The 18,857-nt window shown below is 58.1% G+C and carries 18 protein-coding genes and 1 pseudogene; 8 read left to right on the top strand and 11 right to left on the bottom strand.

The window, feature by feature from the left end; translation table 11 throughout:
* Positions 1-32: 32 nt before the first annotated feature.
* Both QTI51_RS37940 and QTI51_RS37935 read right to left on the bottom strand, forming a co-directional pair.
* A complete protein-coding gene (locus tag QTI51_RS37940; protein WP_286518241.1) occupies positions 33-449 on the bottom strand; it encodes a M23 family metallopeptidase in 417 nt (138 codons plus the stop codon).
* A 137-nt stretch (positions 450-586) separates the two neighbouring features.
* Positions 587-1,597 (bottom strand): L,D-transpeptidase family protein, encoded by a 1,011-nt coding sequence (locus tag QTI51_RS37935; protein ID WP_286518243.1) that lies wholly within the window; start codon positions 1,595-1,597, stop codon positions 587-589.
* 351 nt (positions 1,598-1,948) lie between these two features.
* Between QTI51_RS37935 and QTI51_RS37930 the strand changes: the two genes are divergently transcribed.
* Positions 1,949-3,535, top strand: coding sequence for a putative bifunctional diguanylate cyclase/phosphodiesterase (locus tag QTI51_RS37930; RefSeq protein WP_286518245.1), 1,587 nt, complete (start codon positions 1,949-1,951; stop codon positions 3,533-3,535).
* A gap of 16 nt (positions 3,536-3,551) precedes the next feature.
* Here the strand turns inward: QTI51_RS37930 and QTI51_RS37925 are convergent, their stop codons facing one another.
* Positions 3,552-5,372 (bottom strand): bifunctional diguanylate cyclase/phosphodiesterase, encoded by a 1,821-nt coding sequence (locus tag QTI51_RS37925; RefSeq protein WP_286518247.1) that lies wholly within the window; start codon positions 5,370-5,372, stop codon positions 3,552-3,554.
* Positions 5,373-6,020: 648 nt separating this feature from the next.
* Between QTI51_RS37925 and QTI51_RS37920 the strand changes: the two genes are divergently transcribed.
* The 3 genes from QTI51_RS37920 to QTI51_RS37910 all read left to right on the top strand — a co-directional run bounded on the left by QTI51_RS37920 (position 6,021) and on the right by QTI51_RS37910 (position 7,417).
* The gene (locus QTI51_RS37920) at positions 6,021-6,500 is read left to right on the top strand and encodes a low affinity iron permease family protein (RefSeq protein ID WP_353506578.1); all 480 of its coding nucleotides are present in this window, start codon (positions 6,021-6,023) and stop codon (positions 6,498-6,500) included.
* A 96-nt stretch (positions 6,501-6,596) separates the two neighbouring features.
* Complete coding sequence (locus QTI51_RS37915; RefSeq protein ID WP_286518248.1) at positions 6,597-7,025, top strand: DUF3597 domain-containing protein; 429 nt, start codon at positions 6,597-6,599, stop codon at positions 7,023-7,025.
* Positions 7,026-7,165: 140 nt separating this feature from the next.
* On the top strand, positions 7,166-7,417 hold the full coding sequence (locus QTI51_RS37910; protein WP_286518249.1) for a hypothetical protein: 252 nt from the start codon (positions 7,166-7,168) through the stop codon (positions 7,415-7,417).
* Positions 7,418-7,460: 43 nt separating this feature from the next.
* Here QTI51_RS37910 and QTI51_RS37905 read toward each other — a convergent pair whose 3' ends face one another.
* Positions 7,461-11,609, bottom strand: a complete 4,149-nt coding sequence (locus QTI51_RS37905; RefSeq protein WP_286518250.1) for a CheR family methyltransferase — start codon at positions 11,607-11,609, stop codon at positions 7,461-7,463.
* 247 nt (positions 11,610-11,856) lie between these two features.
* Here QTI51_RS37905 and QTI51_RS37900 point away from each other — a divergent pair, with 247 nt between their 5' ends.
* Entirely contained in the window at positions 11,857-12,624 is a 768-nt protein-coding gene (locus QTI51_RS37900; RefSeq protein ID WP_286518251.1) for a hypothetical protein, read from the top strand.
* 236 nt (positions 12,625-12,860) lie between these two features.
* Here the strand turns inward: QTI51_RS37900 and QTI51_RS37895 are convergent, their stop codons facing one another.
* The 7 genes and pseudogenes from QTI51_RS37895 to gntA form a co-directional block, all read right to left on the bottom strand.
* Positions 12,861-13,031 (bottom strand): hypothetical protein, encoded by a 171-nt coding sequence (locus QTI51_RS37895; RefSeq protein ID WP_286518253.1) that lies wholly within the window; start codon positions 13,029-13,031, stop codon positions 12,861-12,863.
* Positions 13,015-13,236, bottom strand: a complete 222-nt coding sequence (locus QTI51_RS37890) for a hypothetical protein (RefSeq protein ID WP_286518254.1) — start codon at positions 13,234-13,236, stop codon at positions 13,015-13,017. Before QTI51_RS37890 ends, QTI51_RS37895 begins: the two co-directional genes overlap by 17 nt.
* A gap of 14 nt (positions 13,237-13,250) precedes the next feature.
* Positions 13,251-13,754 (bottom strand): DUF2243 domain-containing protein, encoded by a 504-nt coding sequence (locus QTI51_RS37885; RefSeq protein WP_286518255.1) that lies wholly within the window; start codon positions 13,752-13,754, stop codon positions 13,251-13,253.
* Between the two features lie 7 nt (positions 13,755-13,761).
* Positions 13,762-14,352, bottom strand: a complete 591-nt coding sequence (locus tag QTI51_RS37880) for a hemerythrin domain-containing protein (protein WP_286518256.1) — start codon at positions 14,350-14,352, stop codon at positions 13,762-13,764.
* Positions 14,353-14,947: 595 nt separating this feature from the next.
* Positions 14,948-15,091, bottom strand: a pseudogene (locus QTI51_RS37875) (response regulator); the annotation flags it as partial.
* 273 nt (positions 15,092-15,364) lie between these two features.
* Positions 15,365-15,982 (bottom strand): DUF1989 domain-containing protein, encoded by a 618-nt coding sequence (locus tag QTI51_RS37870; protein WP_286518257.1) that lies wholly within the window; start codon positions 15,980-15,982, stop codon positions 15,365-15,367.
* A gap of 8 nt (positions 15,983-15,990) precedes the next feature.
* Positions 15,991-16,692 carry a guanitoxin biosynthesis heme-dependent pre-guanitoxin N-hydroxylase GntA gene (gene gntA, locus QTI51_RS37865; protein WP_286518259.1) on the bottom strand — a complete coding sequence of 234 codons (702 nt, stop codon included), beginning with the start codon at positions 16,690-16,692 and terminating at the stop codon, positions 15,991-15,993.
* Positions 16,693-16,861: 169 nt separating this feature from the next.
* Here gntA and QTI51_RS37860 point away from each other — a divergent pair, with 169 nt between their 5' ends.
* The 3 genes from QTI51_RS37860 (at position 16,862) to QTI51_RS37850 (ending at position 18,605) form a co-directional block, all read left to right on the top strand.
* Positions 16,862-17,104, top strand: a complete 243-nt coding sequence (locus QTI51_RS37860; protein ID WP_286518261.1) for a hypothetical protein — start codon at positions 16,862-16,864, stop codon at positions 17,102-17,104.
* Between the two features lie 325 nt (positions 17,105-17,429).
* Positions 17,430-18,119: a response regulator transcription factor gene (locus QTI51_RS37855; RefSeq protein WP_286518262.1), complete on the top strand. Its 690-nt coding sequence runs from the start codon at positions 17,430-17,432 to the stop codon at positions 18,117-18,119.
* 75 nt (positions 18,120-18,194) lie between these two features.
* Positions 18,195-18,605 carry a BLUF domain-containing protein gene (locus tag QTI51_RS37850; protein ID WP_286518264.1) on the top strand — a complete coding sequence of 137 codons (411 nt, stop codon included), beginning with the start codon at positions 18,195-18,197 and terminating at the stop codon, positions 18,603-18,605.
* Positions 18,606-18,857 lie beyond the last annotated feature (252 nt).

Below are 18,857 nucleotides of genomic sequence, written 5' to 3'. Positions count from 1 at the left end.
CAGAGCGCTTGTCATGACATGCCGCTCTTGCTTTAACGCAGCCGCCTCAATGCCGGGTAAGGATTGATGGGGCTACCTTGCCACCAATGCTTTTCCGGCCCAAGGCGAAAAACCGCAAAGTGAAGGTGTGGCGCGCTCGGCGATGCATTGCCGGTGCTGCCGACGTAGCCGATGAGGTCGCCGCGCTTCAGCGCCATGCCCTCATGCAAACCATCGGCATAACGGTCGAGATGTGCGTAGTAGTAAGAGAGCTGGCCCGTGGGATCGAACTGATAGACCGTGAGACCGCCCGGCACACTGTGGAAAAGTTTGGCCAGGGTGCCGTCGTCAACCGCGCGCACGGGTGTGCCGCGTGCCGCCATGATGTCAAGTGCTTCATGTGGGCCTTCTGTGCGGCCGTCAGCAAAAGTGTCCTGCAAGACGGACGGGTGGACGCCATCGACCGGCATCGCAAGCGACCGTGTGTCAAGCAGCGCAGCGCCGTGTCGCGGCTTTGCCGGCTGGGCTGCGACGCTGCACGTCGCAAACCACGTGCCCAGCGCCAAATACGCCAACTTCGACACGGCAGGCTGCACAACCGACGATCTCAGGCCTTCACCTCGACCGCAAACCCCGGTTTGGCAAGCTTCGCCACGCGAGCGGCGTTCCAATTGGTCAAATGGATACAGCCATTCGTTTCTTCGTGGCCAACCCGGTCCGGGGCCGGCGTGCCATGGATCCCCCAGTGCGGCTTCGAGAGACCCATCCAGATATCGCCGACCGGATTGTTCGGTCCGGCCGCTACATCGACCTTTTGCGCGTTGGCAGGAACCCCTTTCTTGAGGATGGCGGGGTTGTAGGTGAAAGTTGGGCTTTTCACCTCGTTGGTGATCTTCATTTTGCCGAGCGGCAACGGATCGAGCGCGCCGCCGATGCTGATCGGAAATCCAGCCAGCGGCTTACCTGCGCCATCGAGCACGAAGAGCACGTGCTCGCCCTTGTCGATCTCGATCGACTTCGCCGACAAGACCACGGCGGCATCGGCATCGGTCGTGGCGTTGACCACAGTGATGGCATCGCCGCTTTTGAACCTTGAGCCATTGTTCAGATCCTTGAGCAGCCGTGGCGCCATGTGGTGGCGCTCAGACAGGGCCTCCTGGATATTCTCGTAGTCGAGCGATTTGAGCTTGGCGCGCTCGGTCATGTCGGCCGGCGTGACGGTGAAAGGGCCCGCCGCGTCTTTCTCGGTGATCGTGTAAGTCACGAACAGCGGCGCACTATCTTTGCTCAGTGCCTCCCAGGTTGCGCTATCCACCTTCCCAGTTATGGCAATGCCGGTTGCCTTTTGAAAGGCGGTGACGACACGACGCATGTTGGCCCCGAATCCGCCATCGATCTCTCCGGGCGAAAACCAGGCGCGGTCTAGTAGGATCTGCGCACGCACCACCGCCGCACCTCGGGCGCCTTGGGCGAGCGTCGGCGTGGCGCTGGCTGCATTGAGCTCGTCGATGACTGTATTGCCACGCGTTGCCGCCCAGAGGGCCATGGGCTTTGCAACAGCAGAGGCCGAGAGGGTTGCTATCAGTAGGTAGCGACGCGAGAACACTTGATCGGGCATGATCTTTTTGGCGTTGGAAGATGGCGTTGGACGAATCAACCCATCCTAGGCAAAATTGCGCGTTCGAGTTGTAGTCTGGTGCCGGCTTCGCTCCAGAGCATTAACAGCTTTCGCCGGGAGTCAATGCCTGATGGCTGCAAGCCATACGACAAGCGGTGTCACGTATATTTCACGGCCACATCGCCTTCTGCGCATGCATCGCACTTCCAGTCCGTCAATAGCGTATAACGGGGTTGCAAAAAGCGGTGATCACGCATGCTGTCAGACGAATATTTTGGCAAGCCTAAGCTTCGTGGTCTGACGGACACGACGAGCGCTGTGTTAGGTGGACGGTCGCCACTTCCCCTGTGAATGACTTTCAAATCTTTCCGTGGCTTCCTGATGCGTCATAAGTTCGCGATCAGGGACCTGTCGCTGATCTTTGCGGGCACTCTGGTTGCCCTGTACATCGCGTATGCCATCGACATTTTCCAGGGGGAGGGCTCAGTCGGTCCACAGGAAGCCAAGATTGAACTCGACGAAGCGCTGCTGATCGGCACGCTGCTGGGCATCGCTTTGCTCGTTTTCGGCGCACGACAGTATTTCGGTCAGCGCCGAGAGCTGGCAAGGCGCTTAGCCGCCGAAAGACGCATCAGAGAACTTGCCTTCCAAGATGGACTGACCGGCTTGCCCAACCGGCGCCGATTCGACGATGCTCTGCGTACAGCTATCGCAGCGCTGCCACGTGCAGGTGCCGCGCACGGCGTTTTTCTCATGGACTTGAACGGCTTTAAACAGGTCAACGATGTACACGGGCACGGCGTAGGCGACGAAGTTCTGGCTGAAGTTGCACAGCGAATGCTTTCGGCTATGCGTGAAGGCGATATGGTGGCCCGCTTTGGCGGCGACGAATTCGCCATACTGGCGACCCACCTTGCGGGCCCCGAAGCGGCAACGAACATCGCGCTGCGCGTGATCGAAGGTCTTAACAGCCCCATCTTGGCGGGTGGTGCAGTGCACCGGGTCGGGGTAGGCATCGGGATCGCGTTGGTTCCATCTGATGCGACCACGGTGGTGGAAGCCCTGCGCAAGGCAGATATCGCGTTGTATCGCGCCAAGGCGGAACGCCGTTCGGCGCTGCGGTTTTTCGAACCTGAGATGGATGCGCGGGTGAAGAGCCGGTCAAGCATGGAAGCAGCGCTGAGGGAAGCCATCGATGCTGGAAATATCGAACCGGTCTTCCAGCCCACCGTCAATCTCAAAACACATGCTGTGATTGGCTTTGACGTCCTGCCAAGATGGATCGGCCCTGACGGTCGAGAGGTGCCGCTGGAACAGTTCATCGCTATCGCGGAGGAGGTGGGCCTTATCCATGCTTTGGCGGAAAAAATTCTGCGACAAGCCTGCGCCAGCGCGGTTGCATGGCCCTCGCGCGTCAGCATCGCTGTGGACATCTACCCGAGCCAGCTGAAAGATGCGCTGCTGCCCGCGCGGGTGCTGCGTATTCTGGCCGAAAGCGGTTTGCCTCCAAGCCGGCTGGAACTGGACATCGCGGAAAGCGCGCTCGTCGCAGATATTGACGGCGCCCAGATGGTGTTGGCACCGTTGCGGGCGGCGGGCGTGCGCATTGCACTGGACCACTTTGGCACCGGATATTCCAGCCTTTTTCATCTGCGAAATTTCAGAATGGACAAGGTCAAGATTGATCGAAGCTTCGTGGAGAAAATGCGCTCGGAACCTGAGAGCGCTGGCATTGTGGCGGCGTTAGTAGGCTTGGGCCAGGGCTTTGACCTGACTATCGCAGCCGAGGGCGTCGATTTGCCCGGCATCGAATCAGCCCTGTTGTCGACCGGGTGCGAAGAGGGACAGGGAGCACTTTTCAATTCAATGCTTAGCGCCACACAGGCCGGCGGCCTGTTCCCCTGTAATGGAGAGCCTGATCGATCAAAGCGTCGCTAGGCGGACCTCGCGATGATTAGTCTGTTTGAGCACCGCTGCCCCCAGACGTCGGCTGTACCACGTTGTCAATTGACGGTGGATTTTCAAGAAAACGAATGAGCGCCTCAGGCGATAGCGGTCGGGAGAGGTAATACCCCTGCACATGGTCAAAGCCCAGATCGATGACTTGTCGGAACACTTCTTGGGTCTCCACGCCTTCGGCCAGCAGGCGGAATCCCATGCCATGGCCGAGCGCGACAACGCCTTCGAGCAACCGCCGCGCTCGCGGATTGCCGGCAATCGGTATGACAAGAGACTGATCTATCTTGATCAGCTGAAAGGGCAGTTTTTCCAAGCAGGTCAGATTGGAATAGCCGATCCCAAAATCGTCAAGTGACAGCTGAATGCCAAGCGCCCGAATCTTGAGCAGAACTTCCATGATCGCCGGATCGGTCAGCCGGCTGTATTCGGTGCACTCAATGTGCAGCCTGTCGGGCATGACGGGATGTCTTGCAAGGATGCGCTCGAGGTCCGCTATGAAATCAGGCCGCTCAAGATTACGTGCAGAGACATTTACGGCGACAGCGACGGCGATTGACAAGTCGCGTGACGAAAGAGCAACAAGCTCCCGCAGGGCTGCATCGATCACCCAGTTGGTGATGTCATGAATTAGCGTTGTGTTTTCTGCCAACGGTATGAAGACGCCAGGCGGTATATTTCCCAGCTGCGGATGGTTCCAGCGCAGCAACGCCTCCACTCCCTCGAAGACGCCGGAACTCACTCGAAGTTTGGGCTGAAAGACCAAGTAAAGCTCGTCGTTCGCAATGGCATTTGGAAGATCGCGGAGAATGGCAAACGCGCGTTGATGGCGGACGTCGAACTCCTGTTCGTAAACCATCCGCGAGCGTCCCGCCGCTCTTGCCTGGTGGACGGCGGTCATCGCCTTGCGCAATGCCTCCTGTGCTTCTTCTGGCATCAACGTGAACTGCACGACACCAATGGCCGCCTCGAGCTCGACGAAAAGATTTCCGCTGGCCACTGGCTGTGTCAACGCTTGATCTAGCAAATCCACGAGGCGGCCCAGTTCTGGACCCTTGAGAGCGGTGAGAACGGCGAAGCGACCCACGCCAACAAAATAAAGTTCTGAGCCTTCGCGCAGCAGCCGCTGCAAAGTGAGAGCGAGATTTTTAAGGAAGTCCTCCACCCGTGCTATTCCGATGGCCCGTGCGGCGTCTCGAACGGCCCCATGATCCATTGCCTCCACAAGCAGCATCGTTCGATCCTGACCAGGGAAGAGCTTGGCGAGATCGGTCAGGTCTTCCAGCATTCGAGCATGGTTGGGAAGCTGCGTGACATCATCAACGCGCCCGGCAGCTCGGTGTAGATCGATCTGCGCCACGACCATTGCTGCAAGGTCTTGCAGCTGCCCGCGTTGAGCGATCGTGAATGTTCGCGGTAAACGGTCAATGATGCAGAGGCTCCCCAGAGCCTCGCCCGATTGCAGGATTAAGGGCGCCCCGGCGTAAAAGCGGATGAGGGGTTCTCCGGTAACCAAGGGATTCCCTGCAAACCGAGGATCCAGAGCAGCATCTTCCACAACCAACACTTCGGCGGCGCGAATCGTGTAATCGCAGAAAGCAACATCTCGTGTGGTCTCGACAGCATCAAGTCCAAGCCGCGACTTGAACCACTGCCGATCCGTATCGACCAGCGACACCAAGGCGATAGGGACATCGAATAACGCGACCGCTAGACGCGTGACCCTATCGAAGCTCTCGCTTGCGCGCGTATCGAGCAGGCCCGTGGAATGCAAGGCATGCACACGGCGCGCCTCGACATCGGCATCGTCTGGGTGCATAAGAGGTCTAGGGTGACTCATACGAGAAATTCGACCATCGATGCCCCGAGCAGCAGGAATGGTGCATGGTGACGTCCTGGACCTAGGTACTGCGCGAGTTTAGGCGCAGACGTCGGGAGCACGTCGCATCACGCCAACGATACATGGCCTAAGCCCACCGATTCGGACCGGGAAGGCGTAAATCCGCACCTCCGCTCGCCCCCTCGCCGGCGCGTCAAGCCCAGTGTTTGATTGGATACACATTGTTATGCTCTGGCAGCTGCAACGACGATCCAGCAGAGCTGGCGGTAACGGAAGCACCCTCACCAGACGCCCGCCGCGGTACCGCCGACCAGGCTGCCGCAAGTATTGTGGCCATCTCGCCCACCAGACTGCTCCTTGCACGATGAAGATGGCCATCTCGACCAAGCTCGCCGCGCTGCGGAGGGGGTTGCGGATGGGACCCTGTGCCACTTTGACTTCGTTCGCCGAGAAGTGGCCGAACGAGATGTACAGTGATTGCACGCAGCGGCTGAGGTTTTGGCGGCCTTTTTTCCGGGTCTGAGTTTCGGCAAGCGGTGTCGGGTTGGTCAGGTTCAGTACAGTTTTTTGTCTACCCTTGGGGGTATGACTGAAAATAACACTCGCTCCCGAGACACCTTGGGATCCATGCCCGACACCGCGAGTGCAAGCTACGCCACCCGGTCCCCCGTACTTGCAGCGTTCGACAGGTTCGCAAGTCGTGTCACGCGTTGGGCGGGAAGTCCTGCCGCATTTTGCCTCGCCATCATCGCAGTGGCAGTTTGGGCCGTCCTCGGGCCGATTTTTGGTTTTTCCGAGAACTGGCAGCTGGTCATCAACACGGGGACGACGATCATTACATTCCTGATGGTCTTTCTGATCCAGCAAAGCCAGAACAAGGACAGCGTCGCGGTCCACCTCAAGCTGAACGAACTATTGGCTGCGAGTCAGACGGCTAGCAACCGTATGGTCGGGATCGAGGATCTGGATGAACAGGATCTCAGAGAACTGGCCGACTTTTACGTGCGTCTCGCGAAGCGCGCCAAGGAACACGGACCGCTGAAGGAACGCCACTCCATTGATGAAGAGGCGACGATGCTTCCTCCAAGTAATCCGGGAGAGGGATAGGCACCAGTTCGATCTCCGCTGGGCGCCGAATGCGACGCTTTCCTACTTCGCACGGCGTTTTCGATGACCATGTTCTTACTTTTTGGAGCAATGAACATGAGCATCCTGGGAAATATCTTCAGCAAAATCTTTCCATCGACCCACGCTGCAAATGCGCCGTCGGCCACTGCTGGTGCAGCCGCCAACGCGCCGACCCAAGCCGCGCCAAGTCCCACGCCTACCACTGGAACGCCGCCTTCGGTGACGCCCACGGCCGCACCTCTTTCTGAAATCGATGTGCAAAAGATTCTGGACGACATGGCGTCCAAGTCGTCGGAAAAGCTCAACTGGAAGACGTCGATCGTTGACCTGATGAAACTGCTGGGTCTGGATAGCTCGTTGGCTGCACGCAAGGAACTGGCGAACGAACTTCGCTTCAGCGGCGATACCAATGACTCAGCCAGCATGAACATCTGGCTGCACCGCCAAGTCATGAACAAACTGGCCGCAAACGGCGGCAAAGTGCCGGCTGACCTGAAAGACTGACCCACCAAGGCGTGCCCTGAAGTTTTGAGGCGAAGGCGATTAGCTTGCATCCCGGCTCGACGCCCTGCAGGAGCAGCTGGCAAAGCCCAAAAGCTGACCCAGCTTCAGCGAAACCCACAGCGACCGCGTTGAGTACTCCGATGAGCACCGACGACTACCGGGGCGACGGATACGAAATTTCCGTCAGGACCGACTTCGGCAGGGTGCTCGTACATATGACTCGGTCGGCCTGTGACGTGCTCGGGGGGCCGGAGGAATCCTGCCTAGGCGTCATCGCGAGAAATGGGAACATCATCGCGGCCATCGTCCATCGCCTCGTGACCGAGCCCGCCCAGCTGAGGGTAACCATCGACGCGACAAAGGTCAGAAGGTTTCTTGCGACTCGCCATTGACGAGCGCCTGGCTGGTCGCATGCGCCACCTAGTAGTTAGCGATCTACGTGGGCGCGCCGGCGAGGAGTTTCAGCTGCGCGGCAATGCGCTCGAGCGAGATAGGCTTCGAAAGATGGGCGTCGAATCCGGCTTCAAGTGCTGAGCGAACGTCGACCTCACGGCCGAAACCGGTAATCGCGACGCTTTGAAATGGCTTGGCCAGCCGCAATTCCCGCGCCTTTTGAATGAACTCCAGGCCCGACATTTCGGGCATGTCGATATCGGAGAAAACGAGGTCGAACGCTCCCTCGGATAGCAGATGGAGCGCCTGCTTGGCGCTTGGCGTGTGAGTCACGGCCATTCCTTCGAGCTCCAAGAGTTTGGCAAAGACCGAAAGCATATCGGCATCGTCGTCCACCACGAGTACGCGTCTGCCTTCGGTCAGTCCGTTGGTGGGCTCCGCCTGCCTGGTCGTGGCGGCTAGGTCTATGTCAAGCGGAAGCAACACCTGAAAAGCTGCTCCCTTTCCCAAGCCGGGCGAGGTAGCTTCGACGCTTCCGCCGTGGGCAAGTGCGAGTTCTCGCACTAGTGCAAGCCCGATGCCGAGGCCCGCGCGTTGCGAGCCAAGGTTTTCCGCCGCGGCGGCTTGGCGAAACAGTTCGAAAACCGTCCCCAGTGATTCGGCAGCGATGCCAGGTCCACTGTCTCGCACTTCAAGCTTTGCATGCGTGGCATTGGTTTCGACACTTACGCTGATAGTCCCGCCGTCCGGGGTGAACTTCAGTGCATTCCCCAAGAGGTTCCATACGATCTGTTCGATGCGCACGGCATCGCAGTCGCAAATGGCTCGCTCCGGAAAGGTGACGTACAGCCGAATGTTTTTCGCCGCCGCATCCGGGGCCATCGCCTGCGAAATCACGCGTACGATCTCGACCAAGTCATGCGGCTCTTTGTTCAGTCGCAGCTTTCCAGTCTGAATCCTGGAAAGATCGAGAAGATCGTTGACGATCTTCTCCTGCGCTGCCACAGCGCGGCCTATGGTGCGACCTATGCGCAGAGCAGAAGGTAACGTCTTCAACTCAGGAAGGCGCACCATCAGTTCAGCATTCACACTGATGAGATTGAGCGGTTGCTTCAACTCATGAGACATAACTGCAAGAAAGCGATCCTTGAGGTCCAGTGCTTCCTTCGTGGAAGCCGAAACCTGCCTTACTTTGAGCAGTTCATCACTTTGGGTCTGCTCTGCACGCTTGCTGGCCGAAGTGTCGCGTGCGATCTTGAGGAACCCTATGGGCTCGCCGCTGTGAAGTGGCGTCAAGACGCCACTGCAAAAAACGGCGGTGCCGTCACTTCGACGATAGAACCGCTCGTCAGACGAGCGGCCTGTTTTTAGCGCTTCCGCGCGTTCCCTGGCGGGAACCTCGCCTACCCGATCCTGCTCGGTGTAGAGGAGGTCGACGAGGCGTCCCAATACCTCCGATTTCGAATAGCCAAAGATCTGTTCAGCACCCTCATTCCAGGTTGTGATAGCGCCTTCCATATCTGTGCTGATCACGCAGAAATCGCTGCTGGCGGCGATCGCGTCGCGCAGCCGCTCCTCGCTGAGCCTCACACGACTTTCCGCGTCACGAAGCGCGGTCACGTTGACAAATGTGAGGACGGCGCCCCCGATCTTGTCGGTGCTGGTGCGATAGGGAAGGATTCGAGCGAGGAAGTGTTCGCCGTCTATGCTAGTGACGCTGCGCTCTACCGGTCGTAGATGTCTGAACACTGCGCTTGCATCTTGAACTATTTCTTCATACACGAGGCGGCTTTTCACATCCATCAGCGGACGGCCGACATCGGTTGGGATAAGCGCGAAGAGCTTGCTTGCCTCAGGCGTGAAACGCTTCACGCTCATGGCTGAATCCACAAAGACCGTTGCGATGTCGGATGCTTCAATGAGATTGCGCAGGTCGTCGTTGTTGCGACCCGCCTCGTCGACCTTCGACCGGAGTTCGAAGTTGACGGTCGTCAATTCCTCATTGACGGACTGCAGTTCCTCCTTGCTTGTTTCGAGTTCTTCTTTCGCAGAGCGGAGTTCCTCGTTGATGGCCTGGAGCTCTTCATTCGACGCCTTGAGCTCTTCGTTTGACACGGCAGAACGGTCCAAGGTGTCTTGGAGCAGCGTCTTCAGCGCCTTGTTTTCATTCTCCAGTCTCTCGATCGCGGACACGAACGGCGCAGCCTCGGTCTCGTCACCAACTCGGGGTTTAAGCATGCTCACGGGCTCATCGAAGAGCACCAGCCAGCGCATAGGCTCACCTTCGTTGCCTCGGATCGGGTGCACTGAAAGCGCCATGAGCGCTCCACCTTGCGGCGTACCAAGTTGGTCGCGCAAAAAGACCGTTTGTACGGGACGACCTGATTCGGCCGCGCGGAAAAGTGCGGTACGCAACTCAACTCGGATATCTGGAGCCACGTTGCTGAGAAGATTGCGTGTCGGCACCCCCGCGTTGAAGGCCACGAATCGTCCGATGCCGTGCGATGCGCGTTCAATCTCATAGGCAGCGTCGACCAACACGTTCGGCGGAGCGGCAGTCACCAAAGCGCGCTCATGGACAACAGCGAGGGTCTGCTCATAGGTCGCAAAAGCGTCGCGCGGGGCTGCCGGATCCTGTCGATCGGGTGGCGAGGCACCGCCCGTGGACAACTGAGACGGGACTCTTACTCGCGGTATGGAGGCCAACCCCGGCCTAAGCCTGAAGATCCGATGCTCTTTGTCCACTGTTTCAAAAGCCGCGCTAAGCGCCTCCACTGATTCGGCACTGCCCAAGAACAGGTAGCCGCCCGGGCGGAGCGCGTAGGCAAACATTTCCAACGTGGCGGCCTGCGCGGTTCGATCCAGATAGATCAGCAGGTTGCGACAACAGATCAGATCCAGCTTCGAAAATGGAGGATCACTGAGCACGTTGTGCTGAGCGAAAATGATCTTCTCGCGAATGGCAGGGCGTACGCGAAAGTAATCGCCTTTTTCTTTTTCGAAGAAGCCGATCAGGCGAGATTCCGACACGTCCGCCGAGATGTTTGGTGGGAACACCCCAGCTCGGGCGGTGGCGAGAGCCGAGTTGCTGATATCGCTGGCAAAAATCTGCACGCTCGGCGGATTCGCCATCCGATCAGCTTGCTCCTGCAACGCGATGGCCACGGAATAGCTCTCTTCGCCCGAGGCACACGCTGCAACCCAAACGCGCAGTTCGCTGCCTGGCTCGACCTGCTCCATCAGTTTAGAGAGCACCTCGTTCTGCAGGGCCTCGAACGCCCCGGGATCACGAAAAAAGTTGGTGACGCTGATCAGAAGGTCAGCGAGGAGGGGCGCGAACTCTTCGGGGTTCTGCTTCAAAAAGTCCCGATAGTCTTGAAGACTCGAAAGCTGGTTGACCTGCATTCGGCGCTCCAAGCGGCGCCGGACCGTGGCCCGCTTGTAATTCTTGAAATCGTGACGCGTGCGTACCCGCAAAGCGTTGAGTACGTCTTGGTATGGATCCTGGTCCGACTCTTCCTTTGATGGGGCGTTGGTTGTTTCCTCTTTGCGGAGGCTCGCCGTCTCTCGATCAGAACTGGGCAGAGTGACCAGCCCTGCCAAGCGCTTGCCGATATCCGCAGGACTCAAGATCAGGTCCACGGCACCAGTAGCGATCGCCGCCTTCGGCATGTCGTCATGCTCGCAGCCTTCTAGCTGCTGGGCGACCGCGAAACCTCCGAACTCTTTGACGTGCTTGATGCCCAAGGCGCCATCGCTACCCGTGCCCGACAACACAACGGCGACGGCGCGTTCGCGATGAACTTCGCCCAGCGTACGGAAAAACAGGTCAATCACCGCTGACGGTCGCTTGTTGCTTTTCTCCGCTGGCTGCACATGACCATCGTCGGTGATCAGATTGGTCCCGGGTGCAATCACATATACATGGCCAGGCTTGAGCAACGTGCGCTCTGTGACCTGGCTGACCCGGAGCTTCGTGATCCGCTGAAGGACCTCCGCCGCATGGCTTTGATGGTCGGGGGAAAGGTGTAGGACAGCCACGATCGCGGCCTGGAAGTCGCTTTTGAGAGGTTCCAGAACCGTCATCAATGCTTGGAGGCCTCCTGCGGATCCTCCTATACCGACGACGGGCGGGGGCATGTGCGCGTCGCCACCTTGCGGCGCATCAACGACCTTTGAAATGTTCTGCATCGGAGGAGCTATTAGCAAGTAGAGGAAATCGAAACATTTGGGAGCGAGGGCCTGCGCATCTTCCGTCCGATCACTAGATCTTCGGGTAGGAAGATACGCTAAGGGCCACCACCGCTGGAACTTCATGGCGGGCCCGGGCCAAGGCTCAAGCGAAGCGCGAGTTCTTAACCTACGTATGGACGCGAACGCTTCCGTGGTCATTGCCAATACAGGCGCTCACGCTGAGTGTTCACTAACGGAGATTCCTATGAACACCACGGCCTATCCCCCCCGAAGCGGGCGCGAGACCCTCGCCCCAAGCTCTTCAGATTTCCCCCGCCCACGCTGGCATCGCGTGTCGTGGGGCGCTGTAGTAGCTGGCGTCATCGTTGCCATGGCCATTCAGTTGGTGCTGAGCCTATTAGGTGCAGGGCTCGGACTAAGCACAGTGGATCCCCTTCGATACAGCAGTCCCGACGCATCGACCTTCGGGATTGCAGCGGGCCTGTGGTGGGTGGTTAGCAATGCGCTCTCCCTTTTCGCCGGGGGTTGGGTCGCTGCCCATTTGGCGGGCGCCCCGGACAAAACCGACGCTTCCCTCCATGGACTCCTGACCTGGGGACTGGCCACCGTGGTCACAGCGTACCTGGTCACCTCACTGATTGGATCGGTGATGAGCGGGGGCAGCAAGGTGCTAGGAACTGCTGCAGCGGCCGGGGCGTCGTCAGATGCCGTTACTGGCGCGGTGCGTCGTGAAATGCCTTCCGAGCTTTCGGTTGACAGCATCAAAAATCAAGCGCAGCAGCGACTCGCGCAAGCGGCAGGCGCCGGCGGCGTCGATCCGACACAGCCGGCTACGGCTGAGCAAAAACAGCAGGCCGAAATGAAGGCGCGACAAGTGGCGGATCAGGCGGCCAAACGTGGCTCACAGGCGGCCCTTGCATTGCTCCTGGCGCTCGTCGTCGGTGCGATCGCAGCGACCTTTGGAGGATCTATTGCTGGACGCCGTTACTGGACCGATGACGCGCTGCGCTAGTTAGCTATCAACTCTTCGGTTTCCCGGCAATGAAATCAGAGAGAGCCCGGAATCGCCACGCCATCCGGCTCTCTCAGTATTCAGCACCGCAGTAAGGACTTCATGCAAATCGAAGTTCGCGGATTCGTCGCCCTTCGACGCTTCCACGCCCTTGCGTTTTGATCGGAAGCGCTCGCGCCGCGGGCAGTAGCCCTTCAACTCCGCCGTCTCCACCGCGCGCCAGCGATCGCCAGTAGTCAATCTTTTCGTTGCTTGACGAAACCCGGTGCGTTTTCATCCTCGCCCGCTTTTCCCCCCAAGTCCGTGCTCTGGGCCTCTGACTCCTCACTGTCGGGAACGACCGGCTCATCAGCTGGCTTCGGTGCGCTGGATGGGAAGGGCCAGACGTCATCATTGGGCTTGTTCATCTCCACTTCCTTTCATTGAGGTGTCGCCTGAGATCGGTAGTACTGTGAGCTCTGCTTCTGCTCGGGGCGCAATACAGATGAGTTGAGAAACTTCTTCAAAAGTTGGGGACGCAGGCAGGGCAGCCCAGCGCCAAACAGGCGTCATGGCAAGGAGCAGCGCGATGAGGAGGATGAGCTGCGCCGCGTGGCGCTTGAGCATTGCCATGGCGGATGGGTGCCTTAGCGAAGCAGGACGGCCTTCGCCTGATGGTCGCGCGCTCCCCATCTCCACAACCAACTCCCAGCTATCAGCATCGCAGCTCCCCAGACCAAGAATGCGACATCCCAAACCTGGCGGGCGCCGGTGCCGACCAACTCGTTCACATGGTGGATGCCCAGCAGGTGATGGTCGATCAACCCCTCGACCAGATTGAAGGCGCCCCAGCCGATAAAGCCGGTCCCCCAAATGAGCTTGCCTGACCAAAACACCTGACCTCGCCGCGCAGCCTGCCAGAGACGATAAACGGCCAGTATGACGAAGATGTACGTCGCGCTGTGGAAAATTCCGTCCCACAGCGTGTTCAGGCGCAGATTCTCGAGTGTCGTCGGCGGGTACCAGCTGCTGAGCATATGGTGCCACTGAAGGAGCTGATGCAATACGATTCCGTCGAAAAAACCGCCGAGACCGAGGCCAAAAAGAATGCCCGCGCTCGCCGGATAGGTGCCCGAAGGGTCGGCGCGCATGAGACCCTCAATCCAGATAATGGCTGGTGCGAGGCCTACTCGCTGCCAGGACGATTGCGCCAAGAAGCCCAAGAGCGCCGAGGCCCATGAGAAGCTTGTTTCCCGAGGCGGCCCAGGCCATGTCCTTGGCGATCTGCCCGGCGCGAGGGGCAACCAGTTGGAGCCGCCGCTTGGTCATTTGAAGGCCCAGATCACTTAGCTCGCCTGCCAACTGGAGTTCGGCTGCAGGTAAGACAATCGTCTCTTCGTCCGCTACATGGTGGATGACATCACGCATGAGCGTCATCAAGGTTTGATCGTAGTCGCGCGCCGATGGCTCCATTCGCCTGAGCAGTGCGATCAATCGCTTCATCTCCTGATGCTCCTCCAAGTTTTCTCCGATCAGCTCGGTCCCAACGGCTTGCCGAACTGCTGGGTAGAAAATTTCCTCCTCGAGCTGAGCGTGGATTTCAAGCGCAGTGCAGATCGTGTTCACCAGCGCCTGGCGCACCCGCAGCGGAGCCTCGGGCTTGTACTGATGGAACGTTGACAACACATGCGTGTGATCGACACGGATCATGTTCGTTGCGCTGGGGAAAAGACTGGAAACTTTGTTCATCACAAATCCTTTTCTGCGGCAAAGGCGATCCGCGCTTAAAGGGCAACGATGAAAGTGTGGGCCAAGACCGTCGTAGGACGGCGACCTGTTACTGAAAGGGTCTGCTCTCACAAGGACGCGGTTCCGTGTAGTTCGAGAAGATCACGACCCGCTGGTTTGGCTTCCTTGCGCGGCACCATGCAATCACGTTGAGGCCTGACCCTTCACGCAGGAAAAGGTCCACGACCGCCACGTCCCCACCATCGTGACTCGAGCCAGGCAATCGCCTCGGCTTCCGTTTCAGCCACACCTTCTATGCGAGCCTGCGACAGCGCTTCAAGCGTAGGAATTAGGTTCTCGCGGATTAGACGGTTGCCTTCCGAGGAGGGCATGTAGGACCATCCACGGAAAATAGCTCTCGTTACCGGAGGCCTTGTAGGAGCACGCATCAGCGCGCAGTCAGCTTCATCTTCGTACGCGCGCGACTCGGCGGCCGCCCGACGCAGACAAGGAGCTCGAGAAGCTTCGCTCTGATGAGCGGCATTACTTTCAGGAGCTCATGATCGATCTCGCCAGCGAAGCGAGGTCGCTTTGCTTCTAGCCTAGCAAATGGAGATCAGGCCACTGCTAGCTGGGCGGTGACAGCCCCTGGCGGCGGCTGATTCAGCACGGCCCAGACCACGCCGAGGTTTGCGATCGCGCTCACGAGTTGTCCAAAGTCCATCGGCTTGACCACGTATGCGTTGACCTTCAAGTCATAGCATTGTCGCCAACGCAGTGCGCCGGCGTCGAAGGCGGCTTGCGCGGTGGCATAGCCTTGCTCTGAGGCTGCGAATTCTCTTAGCTGGTCGACCTCATGGCCAGTGGCTTCGAGCAAGATCCAGTGATACAGCCCTAGCGCAAGAAAGGAGGTACGTTGGGAGACGAGGTGAGCAAACGGTAAATGCTCGACCCAGTGCCCGTCCCTTGGGCGTGAGCGAGAGTGCCTGCAGGCTGAGCCTGGCGCTTCCCCCTTCGCCCTCACCCTATCAGACTACTCATTGCATGGACGGCGAAGGATTTCGTAATCTATGGGCTTGAACGCACCGTTGTTGGAGTTCTCGGCTGAGCATGCGGTCAGGCCGCACAGGAGATTCATTTCGGCACGAAGCTCGATAAAGTTTCCAGCGCGAGAGAGCGGCGGCTTGACCCTAACGCTGCCATCGTCATGGACCACGACGTTCATAAAAACGTTAAAAGTCGTCCCAATCTGCTCCGGGCGAATTCCGAACGGCTCAAAGGCACGGTACAAGTTTTCGAAGCAACTGGGATGGTGGCCCTGATGGTTGTACAGGATCTCAAACATTTCTTGGCTGCAGGGCGTCAGAAGGAAATCGTGCCTACCCACCTGGTCTTCCAATATCCGGAACATTATGCGGCTGTCATTGGCATACAACGCGTCACCTTTCGTCAAGTAGATCTTCGAGGCATAGTCGATGGTGCGCCCCGAGGATAAACTGCATGCATGATCGTTATCAGCGAAGGCGAAGAGATCCGAAACCTGCTCTCCGTAAGGATCGTAAATGCGCAATACCTCGCTTGCGCGTAAGCGAAACGCGACGCCCGATTGGGGGGGAATTCTGCAGCAGCCGGTGGGATGAGTTTCAGACATCTGTGGGTTCAGTGGTGAAAGGGGCATTTCCAGCCAGCTTCGACCGCACGGCCGGAGTACTGTCTAGCCTCCGACGAATCGCCGAACCTAGCTAGTACAGGATTGATCGACCCTTGGAGCTCCATATCTCTCGCGCGAATTGCGTCCTGCATCGATTGATATTTTCCCGACGCTTTGAGAGATTCAAATTGGTCATGGAAATTGAAAACCATACACGGCATAGGCGCGCGTCGCGCTAGACGAGAAGCTCCCGGATGTAGGCCGACAACAAAAAACGCGCGACCGCCATTGCTAAAAGAGAAGTCATGGCGGCCTGGGTCGGCACTCACCTGAGGATTCCAGTCGAAGCCACGCCGCTGATCGACGTCGTGCATGCTCTGCAGCTGCTCCCACAAACGCTCCTCGAACTCCATCTCTGAAAGTGGCTCGTCGTTGTCAAAGATGGCCATGTAAGAGACTGGTCCGTTACCGGGGTTCTCGAACTCCGCGGAGAACGCCAGTAACGCATCATTTAGCTGGGGCGCATTTGAAGCCGAACCCAGCGATGCGAAGCGGCCGAATCTGATTCGATCTTTGTTCAAGGCGGACTTCGCTCCCACGCATGGAAAGCTCTTTGAGGAGATGAAGCCTGCAATAAGGTCTGAGGCGTTGCATTGCGCTGCGGTGTCGGCTGAAGGACCGAATTGCGGATTGTTTCGTGAACTGTTCATAGCCCCAAGGGTTGGCTCAGTGAAACGGCAGTGAAGCAGGCTGGCACGCGGCAACCACGTCAGAGCAGAGGAGTCTCGTCGTAGGTCAGGGGGCCGACCGAGTTCGACGGGCGCGGGTCCTACGCCGAGGCCGGCAGAGATGATGGAAGGTACGTCGAAGGAGAAAACAATGCCCGACGATGACCCCCGACTTTTTCTTTACCGCGACTGTATTTTCTCGTGCGTGCCCCAGGACGGGCCAGGCGGCATGTTCATTGTCCAGGTCGGCTACCTTTCGGGCCCTTACGGTGAATCGAAGGACCTGCCTGAAGATGCCAAGTCTTACAGCAGTGAGGCGGAAGCCCGCAGGCAAGGTGAGCGAAAAGCAATGCTTTGGGTCCATGACAAGATGGACGAGAAGAGGGGTCAATAGTTTCGACGCCGAATGGATGGGACGGCTGCGCAAGCGCTGTCGATAGACGCAGGTCTGATCAAGCAAGACTCTTGGCTAGTGCGCATCTAGCAAGCAGTGTGAGAGAGTCGCCAGCCGCGTACCCATTTTTCGGTCAGCGTGAACTTTCCGTCGCGCTCGAAATTCCCACGCCACTGCTGCGGGGGGACGCCCCAACCTGCTACCGGGGCTGTGGGTTCTAAGCGCCGAAATCGAGGTGGCGCCTGAAACTGCGAACTCTCAAAACCTGCTAAAAGGCGCGGGACCGCATATTGTCAGCTAACCGCAAAGCAATTTAGTATGGGGAATGCGTATTCTCGTACTTGAAGATTTGCCGGAATCCGCCTCATACTACAGGAATGATCTAGAAAAAGCTGGGTTCCTAGTAGATGTCGCGACGACCTCAGAGAGCGCCAGAGGTCACCTCAGGAGCTGGAGATATGGCGTCGTGATCATTGATGTGGCCTCGCCCAATACAGACTATAGAGTGTGGTTACAGGACGTGAGGCGCCGCAGCACAGCCCAAATCCTTGTTGTCTCCCCACGCGACAAGCTGGCGCACAGAATGGAAGGGCTGAGGTTAGGGGCAACCGAATACCTTATCAAGCCTCTCTTTGCGAGCGAGCTAGTGGTAAAGGTGACGGCCTTAAGGCGACAGCAATTCAAGAGCATCTCGACTACGCTCAAGATAGCGGACATTGAAGTTGATATCCATCGCCGTAAAGCAAAGCGCGGCCCGGTGCAAATTTCGTTTTCCCGCAGAGAGTTTTCGCTGTTGATGTTTCTTCTGCAGAACCAAGGTCGAATATTTTCAAGCTCGGCGCTTGCGGGACATGTATGGGGGGCACACGCGGAGAACCTTAGCAACGTGGTGGAGGTTACTATCGGGCGACTGAGAAACAAGCTCGAACAGCCCCCTGATATCAAGCTTCTGCACACTGTCCGCGGACTCGGCTACGTGCTAGAGATACGGCCACCGACGTGGCTCGAGAATTGAAACCGTTATCATGGGAGACGCCTGCTCGCCAGAGGCCACCTAGGTCCGCTCCGCAAGACTGCTGAGGAAGCTCATATGCCAGAAGAAAATAGCCGCTTCGAGATTTTCGAGCTTCTTTACACGAGTCAAGATGCCATGAAAATGACGGTTCAGGAAGCACGTAAGCTCGCCAAATCCGCAAGCGTCCAAAATGCGAAGTTAGGTATCACCGGGATGCTCGTTTTTGACGGCGAGCGTTTTTGCCAACATCTAGAAGGTGCCCCTGAGGCGATTCGAAAAATGTTCGAGAAAATATTAAGGGATCCTCGGCATGCTGATATTCGTGTGTTAGTCAGCGGTAGCAGCAACTTACGAAAATTTAAAAATTTTAGTATGGGATTTGCTAGTTTGGGCGACGTTGATTTATTAAGAGAATTGGTAGTCCTAGAGGGTGATCGGGCGATGCGAGCATTCGCCGGACTGGTGCCTTTGATAGAAATTAAGTAGGTGGCGACCAAACTAAGCCGCGCCTCAAAAAAATAGAGATCCAGAATACGGGCCTGCCGGAACGATTTTGCCGACGCGCCGTCTTATGGCTTAGTACTTGCGCGTCGGCCGCGCGAGATCCTGTTGGGAGGCAGAGGCGCGGCCGGTGTGGATTGCCGAGAAACTGGATAAAGGATTTTTCGCCTCATCTGACACCACGTCGACCCCGCCCCGTCGAGATCCAAGAGCGGGCTTTACGTACCCGTCGTAGAA

The sequence above is a fragment of the Variovorax sp. J22G73 genome (assembly GCF_030317035.1).
GTDB lineage: Bacteria > Pseudomonadota > Gammaproteobacteria > Burkholderiales > Burkholderiaceae_C > Variovorax.
The sequence above is the reverse complement of the archived record's forward strand: the minus strand, read 5'-3'. Positions and strand labels throughout refer to the sequence as shown.